The sequence below is a fragment of the Aquimarina sp. KJ22-3 genome (genome assembly GCF_055808215.1).
This window is the reverse complement of record NZ_CM147859.1, coordinates 1,122,928-1,139,692: the sequence shown is the minus strand read 5'-3', so window position 1 is coordinate 1,139,692 and position 16,765 is coordinate 1,122,928. Positions and strand designations below refer to the sequence as shown.

Here is a 16,765-nt window from a genome sequence, read left to right as displayed (position 1 = left end):
ATACAATCTCGTGACAGGGGTTGTCAAGTAAAATGCCATATATTTTAACTCTTCTGTTGTAAGGGCTTTGGAAGTGTAACAAATACTACCCCAGCGTAAAACCTAACTTCTCGAGATCTCTCCAAAAATCTGGATATGATTTGGATACTACATCTGCGTCTTCTATCGATAATGAAGTTCTAAGCGCCAGAGGAGCAAATGCCATTGCCATTCTATGGTCATGGTATGTTCCTATTAGTACGTCTTCTTCCATACGATTAGAAGCTGCCAATCGCAAACTGTCTTCTGTTATCTCAACCTCACCTCCTAATTTCTCTATTTCGGTTTTCAAGGCCTCTAATCGATCTGTTTCTTTGATCTTCAAGGTGTGTAAACCGGTTAGATAACAAGATATCCCCAATCCAAAACAGGTTACCGCAATGGTTTGCGCTATATCTGGCGAATTGGATAGGTCCAAACCATGAAGCGCTTCATAATTGGTGGTATCATTTTTTTTGAGTGTTACCGTATGATCGCCAAAAACCGTTTCAACTCCTAGATTCTTGTAAATAGTGGCTAAAGAAGAATCACCTTGATAGCTTTTCTTCTTATAACTTCCTAAAGTGATTTCTGCATTTTGAGACAGCGCAACAATACTATAAAAATAAGACGCAGAACTCCAATCCGACTCTACGACAATAGTGTTATCGATATCGTTTTTATTTTCCGGTATAGTTATTACATTATCTTTAAAAGTACCTTTAATTCCAACATCTTCTAGTAAACTAAGCGTCATATTGATATATGGCACCGAGGTCACCTTACCTTTTAACGCTATCTCTAATCCATTGGGTAATGAGGATGCCATTAACATCAAGGCAGAAATGTATTGACTGCTTACATTGGCCTGTAACTCTACTTTATTCGCTTCTGGTTTTGTTCCCAGTATATTAATTGGGGGGTACCCTTCTTCTTTTTCATATTTGATATCACATCCCAATTGCTGAAGGGCGTCTACCAAAATCTTTATAGGCCTTTCCTGCATTCTTTTACTTCCGGTAAGCGTAGTTTTCCTACCTTCTTTCAAAGCAAAATAAGCTGTTAAGAAACGCATCGCTGTTCCCGCATGATGGATGTCTACGGTTTCATCTGTACTAGCCAAAGCTCTTTGCATAAGTACAGAATCATCACTATTAGATACGTTTTCAATCTTTATATTGGGATATAACGCTTGTAAAATAAGAAGTCTATTGGTTTCGCTTTTTGACCCCGTTATCTGTAAAGCACCACTTTTTATAGCTGATACTTGCTGTAATTTCAAATTCATTATTGTCGATTTGATTTGCGTTTTCTAAATTCTAAATAATATCCAAAGATCATCCCATAGGTTAAGCCTCCAACCAAGCGGGAAAATACATAACGCATCCATCTACCATCTGCGACTCGTTCTTCGACAAAAGCGCTAAAAGCCAACCCCTTAAAATGCATAAAATGCTCGATAATGCTAAAAATAATGACAAAACCAAGTCCAATAAAGCCAACGGTAGCCCAATATTTCTTTGAAGATATTATAGAGAAAAACATTATTTTAATTTTTCATTATTATGATGGCGATCGTGATCTCTTTTTGTTTTGAGATCCAATTTTTTATCAAAAGCATCCTGCAGATCCACTCCTGTTTGATTGGCAAGACAAAGTACTACAAAAAGCACATCTGCCAACTCTTCTCCCAGATCCTTATTTTTATCACTCTCTTTCTCACTTTGCTCTCCATAACGTCGAGCAATAATTCGTGCTACTTCACCTACTTCTTCAGTAAGTTGAGCCATATTGGTTAACTCATTGAAATAACGTACTCCATGATTTTTGATCCAATCATCTACTGCTTGCTGTGCATTTTGAATATTCATACTTATATTTTTTTAAGAACCACCTGGTCGCTCTCTTTTTCAATGATTTTGTTATAAAACTCTTTGATCGAAGGATAATATTCTGGTAATATCAGCGCCGAATTAATGGTTTCGGTAACTGAAATTTGAATCATTCCATTTACGATTTTAGCATTAAACGAAAATGACCCTAAATCATCAGGTAGTTTAAATCCTCCTGACTCGGGCAACTCTGCTATCTCGTATCCTTCTGGTATCTTAATATTTACCATATACACATCCGAAAAACCATATCCAAAATCTACAGGATATCTTCGATCATCAGATTTGAATATATTCTCTTTGTTACGCAAAAATAATAAAGGTGAGAAGAACATTTCATTATCTATCACTTCAATTTGGTCTTCTACCACAAATTCGAATCGCTCATTGACCGGTTTCCCCAATTGATTAGCACCTTTCACCTCATAATTTATCAATTCATCTATTTCGTATTTTTTAAGAATTCTTTTTCCTGAGACTTCTGATCATAAATTCCGAATCGGTCACGAAAATTATGGGCCAGGTAATCCAAATGATACATATTAGATTTTCCTTTAACCGTTCCATTAGTATCAATTTCGTACTGCAAGCTACTTCGGTTTAATGAAGGCTTGCCTGGTCTGAGGTTTAAACGTTGTGATTTACCATTTTCTGCTATAATTCTAGCTGTACCCTGTATTACCCGATTGGGAAGTACGTTAGGTTCCCCATATTTATCTGTGGCGTCCAGATAAATACTATTACCATTAGGCAATTTAACTCTGGTGATCACATAATCAAATCCGCCCAAGGTAGGAAACAGAGAAGTTACTTTTTGATTAGAGGTAACCAACACTGGATTAGCTTTTACTCCTGCATGATTTAGCATCGAAGTAAGCATCAGGTTAATATCAGCCACATTGCCTGTACCTTCTTTATATGCTTTTCTAACACCGGACTGCACTGTAGCCCGATAATTACCGTTCCAATTCATTTTTTGTTTTACAAAACCAAAGATCAATCCCGCCTTTTTTATAGGATCACTAATCCCACCAACTAATTGATCAATATCTTCTTTGTAGTAATTTGTTTTATTTAGTTCCCCACCAAAATCTGCTCTGGAATACATTTTCTTGATAATTTCCTCCCAGGTGGTTGCATAGTTTTCTATAGAGGTTCCAAACTTGGTAAACTGAAGTTCGTATACCAAAGAAGAAACGTAATTATTGATATTACCTGAATAAGCTTCCGTTTTGAACGCCGGAACATCTGTAGATGAAATAGAGTTTACAATAATTTTGTAGTCTATTGGTGTAGGTTTATCCTTAGGTCGATTTGACCCATAAGATCTTGATTCTACATCAAAAAATTTAGCTCGGTTTGGAGTATAAATGAAGCTTCCATCAGCGTTGGATTCTTTTAAATCTATAGGTAAATAACCAGTAGTGAATTTTTTAAAATTAAAATACTCCGGCATTTTTATACTCACATCTAGTTTTTTGATTGGAATCTGATCTTGAAGCACAATCCTATCAATATTGTAAACAAATGGCGAAATAATCTTATACTTATATTCTATTACCGAATTATCCTGAAGCTCTGGCATGGTAAATTTGATCTGATCATAATTTTCAGAAAACTCATTCTCAAAAATCCCATCTTTTTGCAGCTTTGTTTTGATCACCTTACCTCCATCAAGAGAATAGGTATAGCCTTTTAAATCACTCATTCTCTCTTCTGCTCTTTCATTCTTATACAATAAAAAATCATCCGAAGCATAATCAAATCCATTCTTGTTATATAGTTTTACCCGACGATGTACTTCAGTTATTAAAAGAAACCATCGTACGGTAGGGTTGTATTCGTAGTACACTTCTTTTTTATCATAAAGAATCACCGCATTTGCAGTACTATCTGCTTCATAAGACCGTTCTTCCAATTCTGCTTTGGACACCTTTCCAAACTTATATTCTTGTCCGGAAGATATATAAAAGGATAGTATACATATTCCTGTTAGCAGCAGTTTATTTATAGGATTCATAATTATTTGATTGGTTTATATTTTTTTAAGACTACATGATCATTTTCTTTTTGAATGATCTGGTTATAAAATTGTTTGAGTGTAGGATAATATTCTGCTGGAATAAATGGAGTTTTCAAATTTTCAGAAATAGTGATCTGAACTTTATCAGCATTTACATTTGATCTATAAACAAAACTACCCATATCACCTGGTAATTTAAAAGCTTGACTTTTGGGTATTTCTGAAACCTCATAACCCTCGGGTATTTGAATAGAAACCATCATCTGATTAGCATACCCATACCCAAAATCTACTGGATATAAACGTTCATTGGACTTAAAGATATTTTCTTTATCTCTCAAGAAAAGTAGGGGCGCAAAGTATATTTCGTCTTCGATTACTTCTGCCTGGTCCTCTACGGTAAACTCGAACCTTTCTGTTATAGGTTCCCCTAATTTATCAACACTTTTCAATTCGTAATTACTTAAATCTGTAATTTCATATCTCTTTTTAAGCCTTTTTGTTTGGGTCTCTTTATCCTTTATCGCATGGGCAGTACGAAATGAGTGTGTCAGATAATCTTTGTGATATAAATTCGTTTTTCCGGTGATTACTCCATCCTCGCCCAATTTACATTGCAGGCTGAATCTTCCCATAGCGGGTTGCTTTGGTCGAAAATCTATTAACTGAGATGTCCCTTTTTCGGATATTATTCTACCTGAACCATGTACTACTCTATAGGGAAGAATATTAGGTTCTCCATATTTATCTGTAGCGTCCAAGAACAGAATTTGATCTCCTGATTTTACTCTTGCAATTACATAATCAAACCCTTCTAATGTTGGAAATAATGAGATCGTCTTTCGAACGGAGCTCACTAATACAGGATTAACCTCTACGCCTGCATATTTCAACATCCCAATCAACATTAAATTAATTTCTGCAGAATTACCAACACCATCTGCATACGCTTTTTTAACTCCATTTCTTGTTACTACCCCATACTTATTATTCCAATTCATTTTTTCTTGCACAAAACCGTAGATCAAAAGTGCCTTTTTGATAGGATCAGTAGTCGTTCCCAAAAGCTGGTCAATGTCTTTTTTGAAATAAGCAGTTCTTTCTAATTCATTCCCAAATCTAGGATTCTCGAAGACAGATTTTGCAACCGCCTCCCAGGTGGTAGCGTAGTTTTCTATTGAATTACCAAAGCGCGTAAACTGAAGTTCAAAAAGTATCGAAGACAAATAGTTTTCTGGATTTCCCGAATACGGTTCTTCTATAAATGCAGGAACATTGGTAGACGTAATGTTATTTATATTGACTGTATAATCAACATGATTAACTGAGAATCGAGGATGTACGCTTCCATTCCTCCTCCATCTTGAGTTAAAAGAAATATTCTTATTGCGACTAGATTCTTTGAGGTTAATCGGCAAATACCCTGTAGTGTATTTTTTGAAATTATAATATTCTGGAGTATTTACTGAGACTTCCAGTTTTTTAATAGGTATGCTCTGTTGTAAGTATATCTTGTCAATACTATAGATAAAAGGAGAAGTTATTTTATACTTAAATTCAACTATTGACCCTTCTAACAACGAAGGCATCGTAAACTTTACCTCGTTATAATTCTCTGAGTATTCATTTTCAAAAATCTCATCTTTGTCCAATTTTGTTTCGTTGATTTTATTATCAACCAAACTATAAGACACTCCTTTTAAACCGCTTATTTTTTCTTTATCACTACTATTTCTATATAGTAGCACCTCATGAGTCGCATGTTCGAATCCGTTTTTATTATATAATTTGATTCGTTGATACACCTCTGTAATCAATTGAAATCCTTGTCCCTTTGTATATTCGTACCATACTTTTTTGTTTTCGTATAATACTGCTGCATTTGTACTGCTATCAAATGGATAGGATTTTTCCAATAGTTCGTCTTTTGAAACCTTTCCAAATTCGTATTTCTGACCATAAGACATTCCGATTGAAAAAATCAAAATGAAAGAGGTGATTAAGTATTTAAAATTATTCATTAAAGTTGTTTTAGTACAATTTTGGATTTATCGATTTTCTTGATATCTGCTCTAAACTTGCGATACTCTTCGTATTTTTCTTTTGGAAATGTACCATCCTTGATCTTGAGGTATCTTTTGAATTTTAAACTGGTATCATCTATTTTTTCTAATTCCCAAGAGTATTTTCCGAACTCTGTTTCTACTATTTTTTTGTCCGGAATACTGGAAACAGCGTATCTCTGAGGGACATGAATAATATACTCGTCGGTATTGACATAGCCTGCGGATATTTCTAACGGCATTTTTCTATCCTTGTACTTTGGAAGATTACTTTGATCACAACTAAAAGCATTTGGAGCCACCAATAAACGATTCCCTACCTTCTTCATATAATTCCTGCATGAAACCTTGACCTCTTCGTTAAATGCAATCGCATCTACGTCGTTTTCAAAATTTAGCGAATTAATTTCCAGGTTATTTACATACCCCCACAGTTCCTTATAATACACCTTTTGATCTTTGGGTGTCTCGAATCGAATACCATTATTCCAATCATATTCTAATCCTTTGGACTCTCTTTTAATTTCGGCAACCATAGAAGCATCTGACCCCAAATTAATAGTCGCTTGAGTATGAAGCATATTTTCTTCGGGTTCGTAACGTTTGGTTCTTTTAATTTCTCCTCCTTCTGGTGTTACGACCAAGACATTTCGATCATCTGTAAAATCACCGATAAAATCAAAGGGAGCAGTTTGGCTGGTACATTCTAACCAAATATCTTCATCTTCTTCTGGGATATTGAGAATAACATGATTTCCTTGCATGGCCGCAAAATCCGGATCAATATCTCTTCTTTCGTTTGCAAAAACCACGGTATAATATGATAATATCCCTTGACTATCCAATAGGGCTTTGGTATAATTGGTAAGTGCTTTACAATCTCCGTATCCCAATCGGTCTACATCACTTGCCAAAAAAGGCATCCAACCCCCAACTCCCAACTGCACACTGATGTATCTGGTTTTTCCCTGTACATATTCATAAATTCGTTTTGCCTTTTCTCTTTTTGTAGTTAAACCCTCTGTTAGTTTTCCAACTTCGTTTATGGTTTCTTGCGACAATTCATCTCTTCCGGTCAGCAACTTATCATATTGCCATTTTCCCATGGTCTTCCAATCTGTGGCTGCTCCTTTTACTCCCTGGAGATAAAATTCATTCAAGGTAGCTCTTACCATGGGAACTGTATTCCTGTATGAAGGACTTAGCACTTCTCGTAATCTTGAAGGCATCCGATCAATGGTATATTTTCTTTTACCATCCGATTCGTCTTTTTTCACGGGAAAACCTTCAAAATTTGTTTCATTATACCGAATAGAAATATCAGTATTATTTACGATCGTGTAGGAAGATTTTTGTACACCTAGTCTATACCCCATTAAAGGCACCCATGGAGTAATAAACGCAGTAGATGATTTTTGCACTTCACTCTCAAACACCAATGTATACGGGTAATCTACTGGAGTATATTCAAAATACAACATTCGATCATCATTCATCAAGGAAATACCATCATGTCTACTCCTATCCCTGAAATCCTTCTTTTTATATTTTTTAATTTCTTTTCCATAGGCATCGTAGACCGTAGCCTCAAGCTTTTTAATTTTTATAGAAGGGTCATACCCCTCAAAAGAGTCTGCATAGCCTCGTCCATATTTATTAAGGACCGTAACAATCCTTTTATTTTTAACAGTAATGGAGTTGATAGCATTAATTTCTATCTGTACATCTTCAGACCTAACTACTGCGTTGGCATCTTTAAGAAGCGTCGTGTCTATTGAAGAGAACTTCAAATCTACTTCTTCTTGCGCCGAAGTTTTAACAAAACACAATACAAGGATCACTACCACAAAGGGTGGTACATTTTTGAACATGTCTATTTATTTTTTGGAGTGGTTATTCTCTATTTTTGGTATCTATTATTATGGTTACCGGTCCGTCGTTGAGCAAAGAAACTTTCATATCTGCTCCAAAGATTCCGGTCCCTACTTTTTTATCTAATTCGGTTTCAAGTTGGTTAACAAAACGCTCGTATAATGGTATGGATATATCTGGTTTTGCAGCTTTTATATAACTAGGTCTATTTCCCTTTTTTGTGCTAGCATGCAAAGTAAATTGACTTACCACAATTGCATCTCCATTTACATCCAGCACACTCTTGTTCATGACCCCATTTTCGTCTCCAAAAATGCGTAAACGGGCAATTTTCCCAGATAGCCATATAATATCTTCTTCTGTATCTTGCTCTTCTATCCCTAACAAAATGAGCAAACCAGACTGTATGCTAGAAACTAATTTTTGATCTACCAAAACTGAAGCTTCGGTCACTCTTTGTATTACAGCTCTCATACATTACTTAACTTTAGCCTATAACTTTACAATACAATAGAAAAATCATCTCATGTATTTGCAAGTATATGCAGTACCAGTTTCATTTTTTGAAACTTAGTTTTTTGTTTCCTTACCTATGTATTTCATGAATTTCTAAAATGTTACCCTTACCTTTCAAAAAAATTATTCTTCATCATAATTATTTTTACGGTAGTGCTCCTCATCCCCTTCGAGTATTTGCAAGTAACTTTTGTATCTAGACCACGCAATTTCTCCATTATCCAAAGCTAATTTGACTGCGCATTTGGGTTCATTGATGTGTAAACAATTGTTGAATTTACATTGAGCTTTTAAGGCAAAAAACTCTGGAAAATAATCTCCTACTTCCTCTTTATCCATATCCACTACTCCAAATCCCTTGATACCCGGAGTATCGATAATTTTTGCCCCTATACTCAAGTCAAACATCTCTGCAAAAGTTGTGGTGTGCTGGCCTTGCTGATGTTGTTCGCTAATTTCTGCAGTTTTTAATGATAAATTAGGCTCTATCAAATTGACCAGGGTAGATTTACCAACTCCACTATGTCCCGAAAACATACAAACTTTGTCTTCCATTAAGGACGTAACCTTATCTATATTTTTTCCTGTTTTTGCAGAAATCCCGATACATTCATACCCTATCTCTCTATACAACGCAGCGAGATATTTTATTTCCAAAAGCTCTTCCTCATTATACGTATCGACCTTGTTAAACAACAATACTGCTTTGATACCATATGCTTCTGCGGTTACCAAAAATCGATCTATAAATGCGGTAAACGTTGGTGGGTTATTTAGTGTAATTAACAAAAAGACCACATCTATATTCGCTGCTATGATATGGGTTTGCTTTGAAAGGTTTACAGATTTTCTAATGATATAATTTCGGCGCTCGTGTATATGTCCTATAACACCTGTTTCCTGATCATTTTTACTCTCCAATTTAAAATCTACGACATCTCCTACCGACACAGGATTTGTACTTTTTATACCCTGAATCCTAAACTTCCCCTTTATCCTACATTCATAAGTTTTACCATCCTGTGTTTTAACAGTATACCAACTCCCAGTAGATTTATAAACTGTACCTGTCATGAGCACAAAGATGCGAATATTAAAGTTTATTTAGCACCTAATTTTTCTTTGTTTGAAAAAAATGGCATGCCAATTGATAAGTTAGCTGATATTAATCTTAAAATTGAAATCATTATGAAAAAAACTTAACACTAATTGCACTACTTGTTCTTGGTTTAAACACGACTTTTGCTCAAGATGTCTACGAATATCAAATTGTAACGGTTATCGAATCTATTGTTCCTAGCGGACTTGGTAGGTCCAGAATGCTTACCAGTAACGAAATAAGAGATTACAAAGAATTTACTTCTACACGTACAGGTGAGGATGACAAAAGAAATAAATCAAACCGAGGAGAAATTAGAGTAAAGGGCTTTGATGAAACCAAACTCTTAAACTTCTTTAACCTTGGTGGAATCCGTTTTCAAAATATTGCAGCAAACGATGCCATTGTTACTTCAAAACTTAACGAGATGTCTACTCAAGGTTGGGAATTAACTTTTGTAAACAGCGGTGTTGAAAGTTTTGGCGGTAAAGGCGATGGAAACGGGATTTATATCACTCGATATACCTTCAAAAGAAAAAAATAAACTATTTATATAAAAAGAAGCCACTCACGAAACCTACTTGAGTGGCTTTTATATTATCCTCGTGCTACTTTCTTTTGATGATTAATTGACTCTTGGTGAATCGCTTTATAAATTCTAAGCATAAATTCTTCACTTAGTCCTTTTTCCTCTCCTTCAAGAATCATTTTACCCAAAATTTCATTCCATCTTTTAGACTGAAGGATCGCTACGTTCTGTTTTGCCTTCACTTTACCAATTTCGTCAGAAATTTTCATTCTCCTAGACAATACATCCAGCAATTGATTATCTACAACATCTATTTTTGCTCGAAGCTCGTTTAATGCTTTTTGATAAGCCTCATCCACACCAACTTCTTTTCGGATTTTTAAATCTTTCATATACTGAATTAATGTTTCTGGGGTAATTTGTTGCTTTGCATCACTCCATGCATTATCCGGGTCGTAATGTGTTTCTACAATCAATCCATCAAAATTGAGATCCAGTGCGGTTTGCGAAAGATCAAAAATAAGATCTCTTCTTCCTGCAATATGTGAAGGATCTAAGATCAGTGGTAAATCTGGAAAACGATTTTGTAGATCGATAGGAATCTGCCATTCTGGAATGTTGCGATATTTTGTTTTTTCATAGGTCGAAAATCCTCTGTGGATCACTCCCAAATTCTTTACATCTGCGGTATAAAAGCGCTCTACAGCACCCAACCAAAGCGAAAGATCAGGATTGATTGGATTCTTAATTAAAACCGGATTGTCTATTCCTTTACAAGCATCAGCGATATCCTGAACAATAAATGGCGAAACCGTACTTCTCGCGCCAATCCATAGTACATCTACTCCATGTTCCAAGGCCAGCTCTACATGATGAGGATTTGCTACCTCGGTCGCAATTTTAAGGCCTGTTTCTTCTTTTGCGCGTTGTAACCATTTTAATCCAAGAGCACCTACTCCTTCAAAATTCCCTGGTCGAGTTCTGGGTTTCCAGATTCCTGCACGTAATACTGTGGCATCAGAATCTTTAAGTTGATGTGCAATTTTTAACACTTGATCTTCGGTCTCAGCACTACAAGGACCACCAATTACCAAGGGGTGATCGAGATTGTAGTTATCTAACCATGTTCTAAGTTCCTTCTTATTTTCCATCGCTATCTTTTATACGTTATGTTTATAGTCGTTTTAATTTACTTTCTATTATGAAATTCCTTTTAAAATTGTTTTTATATAATTGGTATTTTCCATTTCCTGATTGATTTCATCAAATTTATCCCTCTCCATCAATTCTTTAAAATGATTAAGGTTGTTGATGTATTCTTGTAATGTTTCAATAACATTTTCCTTGTTTTGTCTGAAAATTGGAGTCCACATGGCAGGAGAACTTTTGGCTAATCGTACTGTAGAAGCAAAACCACTTCCTGCCATATCAAAAATATCTCTTTCATTTTTCTCTTTCTCTATCACGGTTTTACCAAGCATGAATGAACTTATATGAGACAAATGAGATACATATGCAATATGCTTATCATGCGACACCGGGTCCATATAGCGGATTCTCATACCTAATCTAGAAAAAATCTCCATGCCTTTTTCCTGTAATTTAAAAGCCGTTTTTTCTACCTCGCAAATGATATTGGTTTTACCACGGTATAAATTAGCGATTGCCGCTTTTGGCCCAGAAAATTCGGTACCAGCAATAGGGTGTGCTGCTAGATAGTTTCTTCGTTTAGCATGATCCTCTACAATTTTGCACAGTTTTTTCTTGGTAGAACCTACATCAAAAACCAAACAATCATCATTAACCTGATCAAGCACCTCGGGTAGTATCTTTACTGTAGCGTCTACAGGTATTGCAATGATCACTACATCGGCTTGCTCGAGTTGATCAAAATCGGAAGCATGGTCTATAAAACCCAAAGAAATTGCATTTTCCAAATGTTCAGGGTTACCATCAATACCAAATATTTGAGCATCATTAAAAGCTGCCTTGATATCGATCGCAAAAGATCCTCCTATTAAACCTACTCCTATAATAAATACATTCATAGCTGTTAAGCCTTTTGGTTCATTAGTTCTCTACTAAACTGTAATTCCTCGTTTTCAAATCGCTGAATAGCTTCTTTAATATTTTCTTTTGTAACACATAAGGAGAAACGAATATATCCTTTTCCATTACTACCAAAAATATCTCCTGGAGCAACAAAGATGTCTTTTTTATAGAGCACATAGTCCGTAAAAGGTATTGCTTCTAGTCCTTCGGGTAATTTTGCCCATACAAACATTCCTTTGGCAGCTTTATCAAAAGTACATCCCAATTTTGAAGCTAATTCCCAGATTAGCTCTCTTCTTTCGGCATAAATAGCGTTCATTTTATCGTACCATCCATTCGAAATCTTTAATGCAGCAATAGCACCTTTTTGTATTCCTTGAAACATCCCACTATCCATATTACTTTTCACTTTTAGTATAGCCTCGATTTTATCAGCACTGCCACTCACCATACCCACACGCCAACCGGCCATATTAAATGTTTTACTAAGAGAATTAAGCTCCAACGCAACTTCCTTTGCTCCTGGGATAGAGAGAATACTTACAGGGCTATCATTTAATATAAAACTATACGGATTATCTTTCACCAATAAGATGCTATGTTTTTTAGCAAAATCCACTATTTTTTGAAACATCTCTACATTCCCGGATGCCCCAGTTGGCATATGTGGATAATTGATCCACATTAATTTCACTTTGCTCAAATCTCTTTTTGAAAGGCTATGCAAATCAGGTTCCCATCCGTTCTCTTCTACCAAATCATAAAAAACTGGCGTTGCCCCCACTAATTTGGTTACCGAAGTATAGGTTGGGTATCCTGGATTTGGCACCAACACCTCATCCCCCTCATTAAGATACGCCAAAGAAATATGCATTACACCTTCTTTGGATCCCATAAGCGGGAGAATTTCATTTTTAGGGTTCAGATCTACTGCATATTTTGTTTTATAAAAATCTGCAATGGCTTCACGCAACTCAGGCAATCCTTGATAGCTTTGATATTTATGTGCTCCTTGTTCTAAAACGGCTTCCTGAATTGCTTTTACCACTTCTATTGGGGGGTCTAAATCAGGACTTCCAATAGCCATATTAAGTATCGGTTTTCCCGAAGAGGCTAACTCACGTACTTCTCTCAATTTTGTAGAAAAGTAGTATTCTTCTACCGTATCTAACCTTTTTGCTGTTTGAATGTTCATCCGTTTTGATTTTTATATTCTCCTAACACCTTTAATTCTAATGCCATGATTTTTAAAATCGACATTGCCTTTTGGTAATCTTCATAATTGTGAAAAGTAACATCTACAAAAAAGGAATACTTCCAGGGCATATCTATAATGGGTAAGGATTGAATCTTCGTTAAGTTCAAATTGCAATCACTCATTACATTAAGCACTGTGGCCAGGCTTCCTCTTTTGTGATCTGTATGAAACTTTAAAGAAGCTTTATTGATCTGATCCTTTGGTGTTTTTGCTTCGGACTTTGCATTAAGCACAAAAAAACGTGTACTATTTGACTTAATAGTCTGAATCTCTCTTGCCAAAATACTCAACTCATAAATAGACGCTGCCGTTTCGCCAGCAACTGCTGCCACTCCCAGCAACTGTTGTTCTCGAATTCTTCTTGCTACATCTGCGGTATCCGCATCCTCAACCAATTTGATATGGGGATGTTTCCTGAAAAAATCCTTGCATTGTAACAAAGCCATTGGATGAGAATACACTTCTTTTATATCAGAAATTTGCTGCCCTTCTATTGCCATCAAACAATGATGAATGGGTAGAAAATATTCTCCATTGATCGTGAGATCATGCTCATCTATATATGCATAATTAGGAATAATTGATCCCGCAATAGAATTTTCTATAGCCATGACAGCATCTGTACTTCTGTTATTTTCTAAACTCACCACCAATTCCTGAAACGACATACATTCATCGACCTCTATGTCTTTTCCGAAATAGGCTTGTGCCACTCCATGATGGTAAGATCCTTTTACTCCTTGTATTGCAACTTTTTTCTCAAACGTTGTTTATTTTATGTCAAAAAAAATCCCGATTTTTCATCGGGATTCTTATGATATGTTTTCACTAGTATTTACATAGCAATCCCGATCTTACTTTTAAAATAAAAGAAGAAAAAATAAAATCGGTTCCAAGTAAATACGTTGTTCATTTCGTTCAGTATTACAGTGCTAAAGTAGTTAAATCTATAATGATTCAAAATATTTTTTCATTTTTTTCACTACCAAAAACACATTATCATCAAATTCTAAATAAAGAGCGGCTATCGCTATTATATTCGAAACAAAAATGCTTGTCTGTTATAAATTTTTCAGCATTTCAACCACTAACAAACGTTCGTAATTAAATCACACCCAGTTCTTTACCAATTTTAGTAAATGCGGCTACCGCTTTTTCTAAGTGGTGTTGCTCGTGCCCAGCGGATAACTGAACTCTAATTCTTGCTTTCCCTTTGGGAACCACAGGATAAAAGAATCCGATTACATAAATTCCTTCGTCCAACAACTTGGCAGCAAACTCCTGAGCCAATTTGGCATCGTATAGCATCACCGGAACGATGGGATGATCACCTGCTAGGATATCAAATCCTGCCTTGGTCATTTCGGATCTAAAATACTTTGTATTCTTTTCGAGCTTATCTCTCAATTCTGTTGAAGCACTTAATAAATCCAAAACTTTGATCGAAGCACCAACAATAGAAGGAGCCACTGTATTCGAGAACAAATAAGGTCTGGAACGTTGCCTAAGCATATCCACAATTTCTTTTCTAGCTGCTGTAAATCCTCCAGAAGCTCCTCCAAGTGCTTTACCATAAGTTCCTGTAATGATATCGACACGTCCCATCACATCTCTATACTCATGAGTACCTCTTCCTGTTTTACCCAAAAAACCCGTAGAATGACATTCATCAATCATAACCATAGCTCCGTACTGATCTGCCAAATCACAAATTTTATCTAGCTGAGCTATGGTACCGTCCATAGAAAAAGAACCATCGGTAACAATTAATACTCTTCTACTCCCTTCTGCTTCTTTTAACTTCTTTTCTAGGTCTACCATGTTATTGTGCTCGTATCTAAAGCGTTTTGCCTTACACAAACGTATCCCATCAATAATAGAAGCATGATTTAATGCATCAGAAATGATCGCATCTTCTGGGCCAAGTATGGGTTCAAAAACTCCTCCGTTAGCATCAAAAGCAGCTGCATAAAGAATACAATCTTCCATTCCTAAAAACTCAGCGGTTTTACGCTCCAATTCTTTATGAATATCTTGTGTCCCACAAATAAAGCGCACCGAAGACAATCCATACCCATGAGAGTCGATCGCTTGTTTTCCTGCTTCAATAACATCCAGATGCGATGAAAGCCCCAAATAATTATTAGCACAAAAATTAAGTACATGTTGTGTCTTGGTAGTATCTATTTCTGCACCTTGCGGTGTAGTTATAATTCGCTCTGACTTATATAAACCCGCTTCTTTAATTTCGTCGAGCTCCTTTTGAATATCTTCTTTTATATTGGTAAACATATTTTTGTTGTTTTGTTATTCTGTTGTTTTTAAAATAATGAAAGCTTAGAGCGCTAGCATTTCCAGATTTTTTGAACCTGTTTTGTACTTTTTCTTTAGTTGCTGTATCATCGTTGTGGTTATTCCTTCCAGATCATAAGAAGGTTCCCAACCCCAGTCTTGCCTTGCTTTTGAGTCATCTATCGACTTTGGCCATTTTGAAGCAATTTCCTGTCTGAAATCCGGATTATATACCACATCAAAATCTGGATATAATTTACGAATTTCTGCAACGACTTCTGAAGGAGAAAAGCTTACCCCAGCAATATTATAAGAAGTTCTCATGGTGATCACTTCTTTTGGTGCTTCCATCAACTCTATAGTTGCTCGAATAGCATCTTCCATAAAGATCATAGGAAGCGTAGCATCCTCTTTCAAAAAACAATCAAATTTTTCTTCTAGCACTGCTTTGTGATATATATCTACTGCATAATCGGTAGTTCCTCCTCCTGGCAAAGACTGATAACCAATAACTCCAGGGTATCTAATTGATCGCACATCCAATCCATACTTTAGGAAATAGTATTGAGCCCAGTTTTCTCCAGCTGCCTTACTAATACCGTAAACCGTTGCGGGATCCAAATAAGCAGTATTGGGCGTATTATCTAAAGGAGCTCCTTCACCAAAAACAGCAATAGAACTAGGAAAGAACACCTTTTCTATATCTTGTTTCCTGGATACCTCCAAAACATTGAAAAGGGTTTTCATATTGATATCCCAGGTTTGCAATGGATTTTCTTCTCCTTTTGCAGAAAGGATGGCTGCCAGATGATAAATCTGAGTCACTTCATATTTTTGAACTACCTCTTCGATACGATGGATATCTGTAGCATCGATAACTTCAAAAATTCCTTTATATCCGTCTCTCTTTCTTAAATCTGAAGCAATAACATTATTGGTTCCAAATTTATCCTGCAAAGCCGTAGTAAGTACGGATCCTAACTGTCCGTTTGCTCCTATTATTAAAACTACCGTCTTCATATTGTATTCCTTTTACAAAAAGCGTTATTTACTTACTAAAGTAGCAAATAACCATATATCAGCCATGAATAAGAAAAAATTAAGTTATTTTTACTGCATCAAACACAAATAACCACATTTTTTACTTTTAA

At 35.7% G+C, this 16,765-nt stretch carries 16 protein-coding genes; 1 reads left to right on the top strand and 15 read right to left on the bottom strand.

Annotated elements, in window-relative coordinates:
• Nucleotides 1–85 precede the first annotated feature (85 nt).
• The 9 genes from AC0L3Q_RS04840 to rsgA all read right to left on the bottom strand — a co-directional run bounded on the left by AC0L3Q_RS04840 (nucleotide 86) and on the right by rsgA (nucleotide 9,458).
• Entirely contained in the window at nucleotides 86–1,306 is a 1,221-nt protein-coding gene (locus tag AC0L3Q_RS04840; protein ID WP_473285550.1) for a 3-phosphoshikimate 1-carboxyvinyltransferase, read from the bottom strand.
• Nucleotides 1,306–1,563 (bottom strand): hypothetical protein, encoded by a 258-nt coding sequence (locus tag AC0L3Q_RS04835; protein ID WP_473285549.1) that lies wholly within the window; start codon nucleotides 1,561–1,563, stop codon nucleotides 1,306–1,308. The genes AC0L3Q_RS04840 and AC0L3Q_RS04835 overlap by 1 nt, the downstream gene beginning before the upstream one ends.
• Nucleotides 1,563–1,889, bottom strand: a complete 327-nt coding sequence (locus AC0L3Q_RS04830) for a nucleotide pyrophosphohydrolase (protein WP_073315477.1) — start codon at nucleotides 1,887–1,889, stop codon at nucleotides 1,563–1,565. The genes AC0L3Q_RS04835 and AC0L3Q_RS04830 overlap by 1 nt, the downstream gene beginning before the upstream one ends.
• A gap of 2 nt (nucleotides 1,890–1,891) precedes the next feature.
• Entirely contained in the window at nucleotides 1,892–2,347 is a 456-nt protein-coding gene (locus tag AC0L3Q_RS04825) for a hypothetical protein (RefSeq protein WP_473285548.1), read from the bottom strand.
• 5 nt (nucleotides 2,348–2,352) lie between these two features.
• Nucleotides 2,353–3,930 (bottom strand): DUF3857 domain-containing protein, encoded by a 1,578-nt coding sequence (locus tag AC0L3Q_RS04820; RefSeq protein WP_473285547.1) that lies wholly within the window; start codon nucleotides 3,928–3,930, stop codon nucleotides 2,353–2,355.
• Between the two features lie 2 nt (nucleotides 3,931–3,932).
• Nucleotides 3,933–5,954: a transglutaminase gene (locus AC0L3Q_RS04815; protein WP_473285546.1), complete on the bottom strand. Its 2,022-nt coding sequence runs from the start codon at nucleotides 5,952–5,954 to the stop codon at nucleotides 3,933–3,935.
• Entirely contained in the window at nucleotides 5,954–7,867 is a 1,914-nt protein-coding gene (locus AC0L3Q_RS04810; protein WP_473285545.1) for a DUF3857 domain-containing protein, read from the bottom strand. The genes AC0L3Q_RS04815 and AC0L3Q_RS04810 overlap by 1 nt, the downstream gene beginning before the upstream one ends.
• A gap of 22 nt (nucleotides 7,868–7,889) precedes the next feature.
• Nucleotides 7,890–8,342 carry a D-aminoacyl-tRNA deacylase gene (gene dtd, locus AC0L3Q_RS04805; RefSeq protein ID WP_473285544.1) on the bottom strand — a complete coding sequence of 151 codons (453 nt, stop codon included), beginning with the start codon at nucleotides 8,340–8,342 and terminating at the stop codon, nucleotides 7,890–7,892.
• 165 nt (nucleotides 8,343–8,507) lie between these two features.
• Nucleotides 8,508–9,458, bottom strand: a complete 951-nt coding sequence (gene rsgA / locus AC0L3Q_RS04800) for a ribosome small subunit-dependent GTPase A (protein WP_473285543.1) — start codon at nucleotides 9,456–9,458, stop codon at nucleotides 8,508–8,510.
• Nucleotides 9,459–9,592: 134 nt separating this feature from the next.
• Here rsgA and AC0L3Q_RS04795 point away from each other — a divergent pair, with 134 nt between their 5' ends.
• Complete coding sequence (locus tag AC0L3Q_RS04795; protein ID WP_473286887.1) at nucleotides 9,593–10,027, top strand: hypothetical protein; 435 nt, start codon at nucleotides 9,593–9,595, stop codon at nucleotides 10,025–10,027.
• Nucleotides 10,028–10,080: 53 nt separating this feature from the next.
• Here the strand turns inward: AC0L3Q_RS04795 and AC0L3Q_RS04790 are convergent, their stop codons facing one another.
• From AC0L3Q_RS04790 to AC0L3Q_RS04765, 6 genes are all read right to left on the bottom strand, one after another.
• The gene (locus AC0L3Q_RS04790; protein ID WP_473285542.1) at nucleotides 10,081–11,163 is read right to left on the bottom strand and encodes a chorismate mutase; all 1,083 of its coding nucleotides are present in this window, start codon (nucleotides 11,161–11,163) and stop codon (nucleotides 10,081–10,083) included.
• A 48-nt stretch (nucleotides 11,164–11,211) separates the two neighbouring features.
• Nucleotides 11,212–12,060: a prephenate dehydrogenase gene (locus AC0L3Q_RS04785; protein ID WP_473285541.1), complete on the bottom strand. Its 849-nt coding sequence runs from the start codon at nucleotides 12,058–12,060 to the stop codon at nucleotides 11,212–11,214.
• 5 nt (nucleotides 12,061–12,065) lie between these two features.
• On the bottom strand, nucleotides 12,066–13,259 hold the full coding sequence (locus AC0L3Q_RS04780) for a pyridoxal phosphate-dependent aminotransferase (RefSeq protein ID WP_473285540.1): 1,194 nt from the start codon (nucleotides 13,257–13,259) through the stop codon (nucleotides 12,066–12,068).
• Nucleotides 13,256–14,068 carry a prephenate dehydratase gene (locus AC0L3Q_RS04775; RefSeq protein ID WP_473286885.1) on the bottom strand — a complete coding sequence of 271 codons (813 nt, stop codon included), beginning with the start codon at nucleotides 14,066–14,068 and terminating at the stop codon, nucleotides 13,256–13,258. The genes AC0L3Q_RS04780 and AC0L3Q_RS04775 overlap by 4 nt, the downstream gene beginning before the upstream one ends.
• A gap of 358 nt (nucleotides 14,069–14,426) precedes the next feature.
• The gene (gene kbl / locus AC0L3Q_RS04770; protein WP_473285539.1) at nucleotides 14,427–15,614 is read right to left on the bottom strand and encodes a glycine C-acetyltransferase; all 1,188 of its coding nucleotides are present in this window, start codon (nucleotides 15,612–15,614) and stop codon (nucleotides 14,427–14,429) included.
• A gap of 45 nt (nucleotides 15,615–15,659) precedes the next feature.
• Nucleotides 15,660–16,634 (bottom strand): NAD-dependent epimerase/dehydratase family protein, encoded by a 975-nt coding sequence (locus AC0L3Q_RS04765; RefSeq protein WP_473285538.1) that lies wholly within the window; start codon nucleotides 16,632–16,634, stop codon nucleotides 15,660–15,662.
• Nucleotides 16,635–16,765: the final 131 nt, after the last annotated feature.

Coding starts and splice junctions, on each gene's coding strand:
- AC0L3Q_RS04840 (WP_473285550.1), bottom strand. CDS start 1,306: ATGAATTTGAAATTACAGCAAGTATCAGCTATAAAAAGTGGTGCTTTA.
- AC0L3Q_RS04835 (WP_473285549.1), bottom strand. CDS start 1,563: ATGTTTTTCTCTATAATATCTTCAAAGAAATATTGGGCTACCGTTGGC.
- AC0L3Q_RS04830 (WP_073315477.1), bottom strand. CDS start 1,889: ATGAATATTCAAAATGCACAGCAAGCAGTAGATGATTGGATCAAAAAT.
- AC0L3Q_RS04820 (WP_473285547.1), bottom strand. CDS start 3,930: ATGAATCCTATAAATAAACTGCTGCTAACAGGAATATGTATACTATCC.
- AC0L3Q_RS04815 (WP_473285546.1), bottom strand. CDS start 5,954: ATGAATAATTTTAAATACTTAATCACCTCTTTCATTTTGATTTTTTCA.
- AC0L3Q_RS04810 (WP_473285545.1), bottom strand. CDS start 7,867: ATGTTCAAAAATGTACCACCCTTTGTGGTAGTGATCCTTGTATTGTGT.
- dtd (WP_473285544.1), bottom strand. CDS start 8,342: ATGAGAGCTGTAATACAAAGAGTGACCGAAGCTTCAGTTTTGGTAGAT.
- rsgA (WP_473285543.1), bottom strand. CDS start 9,458: ATGACAGGTACAGTTTATAAATCTACTGGGAGTTGGTATACTGTTAAA.
- AC0L3Q_RS04790 (WP_473285542.1), bottom strand. CDS start 11,163: ATGGAAAATAAGAAGGAACTTAGAACATGGTTAGATAACTACAATCTC.
- AC0L3Q_RS04785 (WP_473285541.1), bottom strand. CDS start 12,060: ATGAATGTATTTATTATAGGAGTAGGTTTAATAGGAGGATCTTTTGCG.
- AC0L3Q_RS04780 (WP_473285540.1), bottom strand. CDS start 13,259: ATGAACATTCAAACAGCAAAAAGGTTAGATACGGTAGAAGAATACTAC.
- kbl (WP_473285539.1), bottom strand. CDS start 15,614: ATGTTTACCAATATAAAAGAAGATATTCAAAAGGAGCTCGACGAAATT.
- AC0L3Q_RS04765 (WP_473285538.1), bottom strand. CDS start 16,634: ATGAAGACGGTAGTTTTAATAATAGGAGCAAACGGACAGTTAGGATCC.